Origin of the sequence: Enterococcus sp. UD-01, assembly GCF_044909655.1 — a bacterium.
GTDB lineage: Bacteria > Bacillota > Bacilli > Lactobacillales > Enterococcaceae > Enterococcus_L.
On the sequence record NZ_JBIYEU010000005.1, the window covers coordinates 75,826 to 87,750 of the forward strand.

General features: G+C 40.7%; 10 protein-coding genes and 1 other annotated feature. Of the genes, 7 read left to right on the forward strand and 3 right to left on the reverse strand.

The genetic code is table 11. The annotated features are described in order from the left end of the window. Nucleotides 1–275: 275 nt before the first annotated feature. Nucleotides 276–2,993: a cation-translocating P-type ATPase gene (locus ABH902_RS06260; RefSeq protein WP_404589698.1), complete on the forward strand. Its 2,718-nt coding sequence runs from the start codon at nt 276–278 to the stop codon at nt 2,991–2,993. 89 nt (nt 2,994–3,082) lie between these two features. Here ABH902_RS06260 and ABH902_RS06265 read toward each other — a convergent pair whose 3' ends face one another. Continuing rightward, complete coding sequence (locus ABH902_RS06265; protein WP_404589699.1) at nt 3,083–3,601, reverse strand: type 1 glutamine amidotransferase domain-containing protein; 519 nt, start codon at nt 3,599–3,601, stop codon at nt 3,083–3,085. A 186-nt stretch (nt 3,602–3,787) separates the two neighbouring features. On the opposite strand from ABH902_RS06265, the gene ABH902_RS06270 reads away from it, so the two are divergent. After that, nucleotides 3,788–4,375: an ATP-dependent Clp protease proteolytic subunit gene (locus ABH902_RS06270; protein ID WP_404589700.1), complete on the forward strand. Its 588-nt coding sequence runs from the start codon at nt 3,788–3,790 to the stop codon at nt 4,373–4,375. Nucleotides 4,376–4,516: 141 nt separating this feature from the next. Continuing rightward, complete coding sequence (locus ABH902_RS06275; protein WP_404589701.1) at nt 4,517–4,951, forward strand: hypothetical protein; 435 nt, start codon at nt 4,517–4,519, stop codon at nt 4,949–4,951. A 364-nt stretch (nt 4,952–5,315) separates the two neighbouring features. Here ABH902_RS06275 and ABH902_RS06280 read toward each other — a convergent pair whose 3' ends face one another. Further along, nucleotides 5,316–5,477: a hypothetical protein gene (locus ABH902_RS06280; RefSeq protein WP_404589702.1), complete on the reverse strand. Its 162-nt coding sequence runs from the start codon at nt 5,475–5,477 to the stop codon at nt 5,316–5,318. A gap of 32 nt (nt 5,478–5,509) precedes the next feature. Then, on the reverse strand, nt 5,510–5,866 hold the full coding sequence (locus ABH902_RS06285) for a hypothetical protein (protein WP_404589703.1): 357 nt from the start codon (nt 5,864–5,866) through the stop codon (nt 5,510–5,512). Between the two features lie 124 nt (nt 5,867–5,990). Further along, nucleotides 5,991–6,248, forward strand: a binding site (T-box leader). 218 nt (nt 6,249–6,466) lie between these two features. Between ABH902_RS06285 and ABH902_RS06290 the strand changes: the two genes are divergently transcribed. From ABH902_RS06290 to leuB, 4 genes are all read left to right on the forward strand, one after another. Then, entirely contained in the window at nt 6,467–7,747 is a 1,281-nt protein-coding gene (locus tag ABH902_RS06290; RefSeq protein WP_404589704.1) for an O-acetylhomoserine aminocarboxypropyltransferase/cysteine synthase family protein, read from the forward strand. Nucleotides 7,748–8,016: 269 nt separating this feature from the next. Continuing rightward, a complete protein-coding gene (locus ABH902_RS06295) occupies nt 8,017–9,018 on the forward strand; it encodes a reverse transcriptase family protein (protein WP_404589705.1) in 1,002 nt (333 codons plus the stop codon). A 329-nt stretch (nt 9,019–9,347) separates the two neighbouring features. Next, nucleotides 9,348–10,877 carry a 2-isopropylmalate synthase gene (locus tag ABH902_RS06300; RefSeq protein WP_404589706.1) on the forward strand — a complete coding sequence of 510 codons (1,530 nt, stop codon included), beginning with the start codon at nt 9,348–9,350 and terminating at the stop codon, nt 10,875–10,877. Further along, entirely contained in the window at nt 10,874–11,914 is a 1,041-nt protein-coding gene (gene leuB, locus ABH902_RS06305) for a 3-isopropylmalate dehydrogenase (RefSeq protein ID WP_404589707.1), read from the forward strand. The genes ABH902_RS06300 and leuB overlap by 4 nt, the downstream gene beginning before the upstream one ends. Nucleotides 11,915–11,925: the final 11 nt, after the last annotated feature.

Sequence of the window (11,925 nt, forward strand, 5' to 3'; positions counted from 1 at the left end):
GCAATAATTAATTGGTAATTGGCGTTGGTCACTTATCGAACGATTATTTCATGAGGGAGTAACTGACGGCGTTAGCCGTGACAACATCACCAACTCCGAAAGAAATTTCTGGTGTTGTCTTAAACGGTGAGACTTATGTATGTTCTATTTAGGTAGCATACACAGGTCTATTTTTTTGTTTTTGAGCAACAAATTAAGAGGGTTAACTCGTGTTTGTTGTTCATTTATGAAGTAAAATAGATCTAAGGAGCTGCAAATTACAGAGGAGGAAGAACATGTCAGAAGAAAAAAAGGTTCAACTATCTGAGGCGTTTTACACGCAGTCGGAGGAAACGGTTCTGGAAAAAATGAACACGACTGCCGCAGGCTTATCAGATCAGGAAGCTAAAAAAAGGTTGGCCAGTTATGGAGCCAATGCACTAGATGAAGGGAAAAAGAAATCAATTGTCGTGAAATTCTTTGAACAATTTAAAGATTTTATGATTATTGTGTTGCTGGTTGCCGCAGTGATTTCAGCTGTCTTTTCACATGATGTGGTTGACTCGGTGATCATTTTACTGGTAGTGGTTTTAAATGCTATTTTTGGTGTGATTCAAGAAGCCAAAGCAGAGCAAGCGATTGAAGCCTTAAAAGAAATGTCTTCGCCAAATGCCAATATTCGCCGCGATGGTCACGTGATTACCGTTAAAAGTGATGAACTGGTTCCCGGAGATATCGTTTTACTGGAAGCAGGAGATGTCGTACCTGCCGACTTACGTTTGCTAGAAGCCGCAAGCTTAAAAATCGAAGAAGCAGCCTTGACAGGTGAATCTGTGCCGGTTGAAAAAGAAGCAGTCGTTTTAGAAGGTACTGCTGAAGATATCGAGATTGGCGACCGCATTAATATGGCTTATTCCAATAGTAATGTCACTTACGGGCGCGGTTTGGGTGTCGTTGTCGGTACGGGGATGAATACCGAAGTTGGTAAAATCGCCGGTATGCTGGCAAATGAACAAGAAACTGAAACTCCGTTAAAACAAAACTTAAACCAATTAGGAAAAATGCTGACAATTGCGATTTTAGTGATTGCCGCAATTATGTTTGTTGTCGGAATGATGAACGGCAAAACCTGGATTGATATGCTGTTAACATCTATTTCCTTAGCCGTTGCTGCAATTCCGGAAGGCTTGCCTGCAATTGTAACGATTATTCTAGCGTTAGGTACGCAAAAGATGGCGAAGAAAAACGCTATTGTTCGTAAGCTGCCGGCAGTTGAAACATTAGGAAGTACAGATATTATCTGTTCAGATAAGACAGGTACTTTAACCTTAAATCAAATGACTGTTGAAGCTCTTTACTCAAATAATGAAGTAATCCCTGCGACAACAGAGGTTGCCGCCGATAATATGGCTTTAAAAATTATGACCTTTGCCAACGATACAAAAATTGCACAGGATGGTACTTTAATCGGTGATCCTACTGAAACAGCGTTAATTCAATATGGTTTGGATCATGGCTTCAATGTGACGGAGAAAGTCGCTGATCAGCCTCGTGTTGCGGAAATTCCGTTTGATTCTGACCGTAAATTAATGACTACCGTTCACCAATTAGCGAATGGTAAATTCTTAGTGGCAGTCAAAGGTGCACCGGATGAGCTGTTAAAACGTTGTAATCAGGTTCTGCTAAATGAACAAGAAACAGCAATGACTGACTCAAAACGTCAAGAAATTTTATCCAACAATACAAACATGGCCAAACAAGCACTACGTGTTTTAGGAATGGCTTATAAATATGTTGATGCAGTTCCCGCTGAAATGGATTCAGATCTTGTGGAAAATGAGCTGACTTTTGCCGGTTTAGTCGGAATGATTGACCCTGAAAGAAAAGAAGCAGCAGAAGCTGTAAAAGTAGCCAAAGAAGCCGGTGTTCGTCCGATTATGATTACTGGTGACCACAGAGATACGGCAGAAGCAATTGCTGCTCGTCTTGGTATCATTAAAGAAGGCGAAGATGACGCGGTTATTACAGGTGCTGAATTAAACGAATTATCCGACGAAGCTTTTGCAAAAGTAGTTGAAAACTATTCTGTTTATGCACGGGTTTCGCCTGAACATAAAGTACGGATTGTTAAAGCTTGGCAGCAAGAAGGCAAAGTCGTTGCCATGACAGGTGACGGTGTGAATGATGCGCCGGCTTTAAAAGCTGCCGATATTGGGATTGGTATGGGAATTACCGGAACTGAAGTTTCCAAAGGTGCTTCAGACATGGTCTTGGCGGATGATAACTTCTCAACCATTATTGTAGCTGTTGAAGAAGGACGTAAGGTTTTCTCAAATATCCAAAAAACGATTCAATACTTGCTTTCTGCTAACTTGGGTGAAGTGTTGACTCTCTTTATTGCCACACTGCTTGCTTGGGACACACTATTGCCGGTTCACTTGTTGTGGATTAACCTAGTAACGGATACATTCCCGGCGATTGCTTTAGGAGTAGAGCCTGCCGAGCGTGATGTAATGAGCCATGCACCGCGCGGTAAGAAGTCCAACTTCTTTTCTGGCGGCGTGTTTAGCAGCGTTATTTATCAAGGGATTGTCCAAGGTGGCTTAACTCTGTTCGTTTATAAGATGGCCATTGATTTCCCAGCGCATACTGCGGCTAACATGCCAAACCTTTCTGCACAAGCCTTGTATGATTTACAGCATGGGGATGCCTTGACGATGGCTTTTGCTACGTTGGGCTTGATTCAGCTGTTCCATGCCTTTAATGTGAAATCTATTTACCAGTCTATCTTTAAAGTTGGCTTGTTTAGAAATAAATCATTTAACTGGGCGATTTTGGTTTCCTTCCTATTATTGGCGGCAACCATCGTTATTCCTGGCTTTAATGATTTGTTTAGTGTAACGCATTTAGATGCTTATCAATGGGCAATTGTTGCTGGAACTTCCTTCTCAATTATTCCAATCGTGGAAATTGTTAAGTTCTTTCAGCGCCGGTTCGTAAAAGAAGCGAATTAATCATTTGACTAACAGTTGAAATAAATTCTAAAAAAGGAGAGCCAGACGTTATTTTTTCAACGTTTGGCTCTCTTTTTTATTTATTAGGTCTAAGCTTGTTCTTTCAGTGCTTTAACGATTGCTTCGTCAAATGCCGGTAAGTCATCAGGATTTCTGCTGGTAATCAATTGCTTGTCGATGACAACGGCTTCGTCCTTAACATTAGCACCTGCATAACCTAGATCCGGTTGAACCGTTGTATAAGCAGTAAGTGTCCGACCTTTGGTTAATCCGGTTTGGATGAATAATTGAGGTCCGTGGCAAATGGCAAAAAGCGGCTGGTCGTTTTCTAGAAAGTATTTTGTGAAGGCAACAAAACGCTCATCACTGCGCAGCTGATCCGGCGAATACCCACCCGGAAGTAAAAGTGCATCAAACTCTTCAGGTTTTACGTCGTCAATGGCAGCATCAATCACAAAGGTCGTTCCCTTTTTACCAGTAATTTCTTTTCCTGCTTCCTTTTCAATTAAAACAACATCATAACCAGCTTGTTCTAAAGCCTCTTTAGGTGAGGTTAATTCTACGTCTTCAACCATATCAGTGACGAGTACTGCTACTTTTTTTGTCATAAAATCTCCTCTTTCATCTCTATTTTGCTCATTGAAGAGCATATCTTTATAGTAAAGGGGATTTTGGATTGTTGCAAAAGATCAGCCTTTTCTATTTACCAAATACTGGTTTTTCTGATAAAATAAGGAATTGATGTAGAAGAGTTTTTCTATCTTAATAAATTGTTTATTATTGGAGGGAAAAGAATGTTTTATCTAGATGAAAATGAAGAAACAGAAGAAAAGCAACAACCTAATGTATTTATGAAAAAACTTTTTGAAGAACGGACTATTTTAATCTACGGCGAAATCACTCAGGATTTAGCACGTGAAGTCTCTTCTCAATTATTGTTGCTTGCGGCTATGGGCGACGAACCAATTAAGATTTTCATAAACAGCCAAGGCGGACATGTAGAGTCAGGTGATACGATCCATGACATGATTAAATTTGTAAAACCGGAAGTAATTGTCATTGGTACCGGCTGGGTAGCAAGTGCTGGGATTACCATTTACTTAGCGGCTGAAGCGAAAAATAGATACAGCTTGCCAAATACACGCTACATGATTCATCAGCCTGCCGGCGGTGTTCAAGGGCAAAGTACAGAAATTCAAATTGAAGCCAAAGAAATCATTCGCATGCGTGAACGCGTGAATCGGATTATTGCTGAAGCGACAGGTCAATCCTATGAAAAAATTGCGAAGGATACCGATCGTAATTTCTGGATGTCAGCGGATGAAGCCAAAGACTATGGCATGGTTTCAAAAATCATTCAAACGAGTGATGAAATTATCTAATCAAACAAGCTTTTAAAAGCTCCTGCTGCAAACCCAATCAGCGTTTGGCGGCAGGACTTTTTCTTTGCACAGATTCTTCTTGTCACAGCCCTATAAAAAAGTGTAAAATTAAGTGACTACCAAAAGAAAGTAGGAAAGAATGTGAAACCAAACTTAGGCTATTATGTACAAAACATTAACGATATTGTAAAAGAAACAGAAGAAGTCGGCGAAAAAATGAACGTCTACTACGAAGAAATTCGCACAGCGATTGACGAGGGGAAGACAGTAGACTTGGCTCCTGAACGAATTGCTGAAATTCAACGTATTTTTGAAGAAGGTACGAAAGAATACAAGCGGATGCTGGAACAGGTTTCTCAATTACGTCCGCCGGCACGCGTCATGGGGATTCACAAAAAATTTGAACGTTCTTACATCGAATATTTAGCGGGCTGCAATGAAATGGTGCTATCCTTAGATCCGGAAAAAGGCATTGATGTTGATTTGTTCAATCGCTCAGAAGAGAAGCAGGATAAAGCAACAGATGATATTTCATTCTCCATTACACGCATGAGTAATCTTTTGTTAAAAAAATAAAAAAACAAAGGAAAAAATGAATAAAAAAAGGAATGTCTAATTCTAAATTAATATTATTTTTAGTAGACAGTTTTGGGGAATTATTGTATTATTAGTTCATACCAACAACAACCTTTTTATTTTTCATTTTACTCTTATTGAGTAATACTCCTTTTCCATCGACGGTCACGTCGGTGGTTTTTTGTTTTTTTATAACAATAAAAAATAACGTCGTTTTTTTTATTATTTGACAAAATGATTATTTATTTATTTTTATCATAAAAAAAGCGATAAATTATATACGTAAATATACATCCCTGTTTATTAAAAAAGAAGCTGATCACTTAAGGTGAATCAGCTCCTCTAACCGCATGCTTAACGAATACTAGTTTTCTACATTACGAACATAGTCATCAAAATACTGAACAAGATCAGCTTTGATTTTTTGATATTCTGCTTCGGTATACTCACGTTCTTCAATTTTTCCATTAAAAAATGGAATTTCTAATTCTTCACGTAAACGATCAAGTACCTCGTTTTGATCCATTTAAGCACCTTCCTTATTTGTCATCTTCTCCATTATAAAACATTAAAATCATTCGTCAACTGCTCGAAGGAATCTTTCATTGAAGAAAGCTTGTTATAGAGTAAGGCAGTGTTATTGTCATCATGAAGAAAGACCTGTTTCAGCTCGAAATAGAAATCTTCGAACGAAGTAAAAAAGGGCTGAACATCGGCTGTAAACAATTCATCCTGACTATAATAGAAGATGCGGATGCTGTGATAATAGGTGAAAACTTCATTAATATTCAAAAGAATACGTGTTTCATCTGTACGAGGCTGGCTGGTAATTAAATCATACAAAGATAAGCTTTTATTATGAATTTCAGATAAGTAGCCCAAAAGAACCTCAATTTTTTCGTTGCTTGCTGCCATTTTATCGACCTCCAGTTTTTTTTATTATAATCAATAATGAATAGAAAGAAAACTAGTATCCCTTATTTCAATAGAAAAACCATTGACTTTTAAATGAGAATACTCTAATATTATGAGCAATAACTAAAACTCGGAGAAAAGAAGAGTAGGCAGGCAGACATTCATAGCCGTCCCAAAGATTATTAAAAGACGGTTTCAGAGAGCTTTCGGCTGGTGCGAGAAAGCAATAAACGCTTGTTGAAGATGAACTTGGAGAGGAAAAATCAGACTGATTTTTACGGCTGCCACCGTTAACAAGGTGTCAACTCACACAAAGTTGTGGTTTGAATTGAGATGGAAAGAAACGTCCAATAAAGGTGGTACCGCGATTGTCGCCCTTTACTAGCAGAGCAGCTGCTGGTAGAGGGCTTTTTTTCATACATCTATCCGGAATCAGGGCAATATTATTTGTTTGGCTAAGAAGAAGTTGGCTTTCAGTAGCAGAGCTGCAGATAATACAGGCAGCTTCTACTACTTTCATAATAAATTATACGCAAAAAAAGCACGTATATTTTTTTACTAGCAAGACCAAACTATCGCATAAGAAAGGAAATGAGTAAAATGACCAATCAAAACTATCACTTTGAAACGATTCAAGTCCACGGCGGACATACACCGGACAAGGATACCAATTCCAGAGCTGTACCGATTTACCAGACAACCTCTTACACCTTTGATGACACGCAGGATGCAGCGGAGAAATTCGCTTTAGCCAAAGCCGGTAACATTTACACTCGGATTACCAATCCGACGACAGCGGTACTTGAGGATCGTTTAAATGAATTGGAAGGTGGTATTGGTGCAGTGGCGGTAGCCTCCGGATCAGCAGCGATTACGTATGCGATTCAAAACTTGGCAAGCGCCGGCGATCACATTGTATCAGCCTCTACCTTGTATGGCGGCACCTTTAATTTATTGGCGCATACCTTGCCGGAATTCGGTATTACCACAACATTTGTTGATCCTGATCACTTAGAAGAGCTGGAAGCGGCAATTAAAGAAAATACGAAAGCAGTTTTTGTCGAAACTATTGGGAATCCCACAACGAATGTAGCGGATATCGAGCAGCTGGCAGCAATCGCCCATAAGCATCAGATTCCTTTGATTGTGGATAATACCTTTGCTACAGCGTATCTAAATCGTCCGTTTGATTTTGGGGCGGATATTGTCGTTTATTCTGCGACCAAATTCATTGGCGGACATGGCGTTGCTTTAGGCGGCGTAGTGATTGACTCGGGAAAATTTGATTGGAACAATGGTAAATTCCCTAAACTTGTCGATCCTGACCCTAGCTATCACGGATTATCGTACGTAAAAGACATTGGTGCAGCTGCCTATATTACGCGTCTGCGGGTTTCGCTATTAAGAGATACTGGCGCAGCGATCGCCCCGTTTAACAGCTTTTTATTGATTTTAGGGTTGGAAACCTTATCCTTGCGCTTGGAACGTCATGTTGAAAACGCACAGCTGGTCGCGGAATTTTTAGAAACGCACCCTAAAGTCGCTTGGGTGAATTATCCCGGCTTGAGTGCGAATCCGTATCATGCACTCGCAGAAAAATATTTGCCGAAAGGAGCAGGCTCTGTGTTTACATTTGGCGTCGTGGGTGGAGCGGAAGCCGGCAAAAAACTGATTAATCAGGTTCAGCTATTTTCATTATTGGCAAATGTTGGCGATGCTAAATCCCTGATCATTCATCCTGCTTCAACCACCCATTCTCAGTTAAGTGAAGCAGAGCTGCAGGCATCCGGTACCTCGCCAGAATTGATTCGAGTATCAATTGGTACCGAAAATATTGCCGATATATTGGCAGACTTGGCGCAAGCCTTGGATAAGCTTTAAAAAGAGCCTGTATTAAATAAAAGCAACTATGGTATCATAAAAGAAACAAACGTTAAAAATCGAGAGAATAGCGACACTGAAACTTGCTTTCAGCCTGCTGGTGAGTCATCATCGGGAAACAATCATCGTGTATAAAGGCCTGTTCCTTGTTCAAGGTACAACCGCACACTGCATGTGCTGCGCCTTTGGCTGGGTACCTCTCTCAAGGAACAGGATCATTTTTTAGTATTCTCTCTCGTTTGTTTTAACCAATAAAGTGGAGGTAACAGATGAGTCACGGGGATTTATGGAAATATAGTACGTCAGAAAAAAATCGCGAATTTCTATTGTCTTTGCAGCTGTTGGGACGAACAGATTTGAGTGCAGAGCAACAAATTAGCTGTTTATATCGTTTAAGCAATCAGCTTGAAGCACATTATCGGACTTATTTTTTAACGAAGCGAAATGGTGCAAAACGCAAGATTTCAGCTCCCGATCAGCTTTTAAAACGAGTTCAAAAAAATATAGTTACTAGTTGCCTGGCTCAGAGAAGCTGTTCCCCGTATGCGACTGCCTATCGAAAAGGTGTCCAACTGGTAGATAATGCAAGACCTCATCTAGGTCAAAAGCAGCTATTGAAGCTGGATATTGAGGATTTTTTTGGCAGTATTACTGTACCGATGATCGCTAGAAGTGCATTTCCCAGAATTTATTTTCCACCGTCTGTTGCTGGTCTTCTAACGCAGCTATGTTCCTATGAGGACTGCTTGCCACAAGGAGCGCCAACCTCGCCATGCATTTCTAATTTAGTGATGAAGCCTTTCGATGATTATATCGGAGCTTGGTGCGCCGATCGGCAAATTACCTATACGCGTTTTTGTGATGATCTGACTTTTTCTGGAACGTTTGAGCTAAAAGAGGTGAAAAATAAGGTACAAAATTTCTTGTTTGAACTAGGCTTTTCGTTGAACAAAAAGAAAACCAGCCAGCGTAAGGCGAGTCAGCGCCAATGCGTTACAGGAATTGTAGTGAATGCCAAGCTACAAGCCAACCGTTCTTACCGCAAAAAACTGCGTCAGGAAATTTACTATTGTCTAAAGTTTGGCGTGCGTTCACATCTTATGCAGCAAAGAACCGACGATCAACAGACATTAGGACAAGAAGAAATGCAACAATATCTCCAGCAGCTGATTGGTAAAACAAACTTCATTTTGCAGGTAAATCCATCAGATCAGGAATTTCTTCAGGCGAAAATAACTTTAAAAAAATTGTGTCAATCTGACTTTCTCTAAATCTGACGAAGATTATACCCTTGTTTTCTTAAAGAAATTCTCATAAAACGGTTGACTTTCATTCAAAAGTTCTGTATCTTTAACACTATAGTTTGAATTATTCAAAAATTCTGACAATAAAGGATGTTGACGACAATGAACAGACAAATCACAACTACATTCTTATTATTACTGTAAGGACTCAGCTGGCTGAACATTCAGTTTATGAGGAGTCCTGTTTTCGCATTGCATGAACGGGATGACAAGCATCCCAAATCATGGGATGCTTTTTTGTTGCAAGAATGAGCAATTAAAAAATGAAGTAGTCAAACAGGAAAGGATGTCAACGTATGGAAAACATTCAATTTTTCGACACCACGCTTAGAGATGGCGAACAAACACCCGGAGTAAACTTTAATACCAAAGAAAAGGTTCAAATTGCCAAGCAGCTGGAAAAATGGGGCATTGATACTATCGAAGCCGGCTTTCCGATCGCTTCTGATGGTGATTTTGAAGCAGTCAAGGCCATTGCGGAAAATGTAGAAAAGATGACCGTAGCTGGTTTAGCTCGCTGTCAAAAAGCCGATATTGATCGCGCCTATGAAGCACTGCAGCATGCGTGCTACCCGCAAATCCACGTTTTTTTAGCCACAAGTCCAGTTCATATGGAATATAAGCTGAAAATGTCGCCGGATGAAGTACTTGCTTCAATTAAAGAGCATGTCAGCTATGCCAAAACCAAATTCGACAAGGTTCAATTCTCGCCGGAAGATGCAACACGTACAGAGAAACAATTTTTACTGAAAGCTGTTCAAACAGCAATTGATGCCGGCGCAACAATTATTAATGTACCGGATACGGTGGGCTATTCTAATCCGACTGAATACGGCGCTCTGTTCAAATTTTTAATTGAAAATATTCAAAGTAAAGAAGAAATCATCTTTTCTTCTCACTGCCATGATGATCTGGGCATGGCTACCGCAAACGCGCTGGCCGCCATCGAAAATGGAGCACGTCGCGTGGAAGGAACAGTTAACGGCATTGGCGAACGTGCCGGCAATACTGCACTAGAAGAAGTGGCGCTGGCCTTGTATATTCGGAAAGATTTTTATCAGGTTCAAAGTAACATTACCTTAAACGAAACGAAAAGAACCAGCGATCTGGTCAGTCGTTTGTCGGGCGTGGCTGTGCCGAGAAACAAAGCCATTATTGGAGCCAATGCCTACGCCCACGAATCGGGAATTCATCAGGATGGCGTATTGAAAAATCCGGATACCTATGAAATTATCACGCCGTCATTAGTCGGTGTAAACGAAAATTCCTTACCGCTAGGGAAATTATCCGGACGGCACGCATTTACTAAAAAAATGGAGGCACTCGGCTATCAGCTGACAGAAGGGGAATTAAAAGCTGCCTTTAAACGCTTTAAATCATTGGCAGATAAGAAGAAACAAGTAACAGAGGATGATTTAATTGCATTAATGGTCGGGCAAACGCAAGAATGTAGTGAGGATTATCGCTTGGAGCGGGTTCAGCTGCAATATGTTTCAGACGGCAGCCAAGGCGCCATTGTTTCTATTCATTCCGGTGAAGCTGAAGCAGTCAAGACTGAATCAGCGATCGGTTCCGGTAGTATTCAAGCGATTTATAATTCCATTGATAAAATTTTTGAACAAAGACCGGCATTGGAAGAGTACTATATTAAAGCCATTACGGGAGGAGAAGACGCTCAGGCAGAGGTGCATGTCACGCTTTCCGACCGCCAAACCAAAAAGAAATTTAACGGCATCGGCATTGATTTCGATGTTTTAGAAGCCTCCGCTAAGGCTTACGTGAAAGCTAGCGAACAATTTCAAAAAGAAATGGGGAAAAACAAATGACCAAACGGATTGTAGCTTTGCCAGGTGACGGGATTGGCGCAGAAATTATGTCCAGTGCTTTAAAAATTTTGGCAGAAATTATGCTTTTAGAAAATTTGGATTTTGATATTCAACAGTATCCCTTTGGGGGTGCCGGGATTGATGAAGCCGGTGATCCTTTGCCGCCGGCGACTTTGGCAGCTTGTGAAAAAGCAGAGGCGATTTTACTTGGTGCGATCGGTGGTCCTAAATGGGATCAGGCACCGAAACGTCCGGAACAAGGTCTACTAGGTTTACGAAAAGCATTGGGTTTGTTTGCCAATATTCGTCCAATTACAGTGCCGGATGCAATCGTTCACTTGTCACCCTTAAAAGCCGAAAATGTTCGTGGGGTTGATTTCGTAGTAGTTCGTGAATTAACTGGCGGTATTTATTTTGGTGAGAAGCAGCTGGCGGCTGAAGCGGCCTCTGATCTTTGTACCTATTCCAAAGCCGAAATTCAGCGAATTATTCGTAAAGCCTTTGATATTGCCCGTACCAGAAGCAAAAAGGTTACCTCCGTTGATAAAGCCAATGTCTTGGCTACTAGCAAATTATGGCGTCAAACAGCAGAAGAGGTAGCGGCTGAATATCCGGATTGTACCCTAGAGCACCAATTAGTAGATTCAGCAGCTATGGTGATGATTCAAAAACCAAAAGCCTTTGATGTGGTTGTTACCGAAAATCTGTTTGGCGATATTTTAAGTGATGAAGCATCGGTGATTCCCGGTTCATTGGGCATGATGCCAAGTGCCAGTCACAGCGAAAATGGACCTTCTTTATATGAACCCATTCATGGCTCTGCGCCGGATATTGCCAATCAAAATATTGCCAATCCGATGTCAATGATTTTATCTGCGGCAATGATGCTACGTCAATCATTTGGTTTGGAAACGGCTGCCAAGAGAATTGAAACGGCTTGTGATCAAGTGATGAATCAAGGGATTTTAACTGCTGATTTAGGCGGAAAGGCTTCAACGACGGAGTTTACCGATGCTGTAATTCAGGCATTACACTGAAAAGATTCAGC

Bases quoted from the DNA above. Each gene is read 5' to 3' on its own strand.
- ABH902_RS06265 (WP_404589699.1), bottom strand. From the start codon at position 3,601: ATGACAAAAAAAGTAGCAGTACTCGTCACTGATATGGTTGAAGACGTA.
- ABH902_RS06295 (WP_404589705.1), top strand. From the start codon at position 8,017: ATGAGTCACGGGGATTTATGGAAATATAGTACGTCAGAAAAAAATCGC.
- leuB (WP_404589707.1), top strand. From the start codon at position 10,874: ATGACCAAACGGATTGTAGCTTTGCCAGGTGACGGGATTGGCGCAGAA.
- ABH902_RS06260 (WP_404589698.1), top strand. From the start codon at position 276: ATGTCAGAAGAAAAAAAGGTTCAACTATCTGAGGCGTTTTACACGCAG.
- ABH902_RS06285 (WP_404589703.1), bottom strand. From the start codon at position 5,866: ATGGCAGCAAGCAACGAAAAAATTGAGGTTCTTTTGGGCTACTTATCT.
- ABH902_RS06280 (WP_404589702.1), bottom strand. From the start codon at position 5,477: ATGGATCAAAACGAGGTACTTGATCGTTTACGTGAAGAATTAGAAATT.
- ABH902_RS06270 (WP_404589700.1), top strand. From the start codon at position 3,788: ATGTTTTATCTAGATGAAAATGAAGAAACAGAAGAAAAGCAACAACCT.
- ABH902_RS06290 (WP_404589704.1), top strand. From the start codon at position 6,467: ATGACCAATCAAAACTATCACTTTGAAACGATTCAAGTCCACGGCGGA.
- ABH902_RS06300 (WP_404589706.1), top strand. From the start codon at position 9,348: ATGGAAAACATTCAATTTTTCGACACCACGCTTAGAGATGGCGAACAA.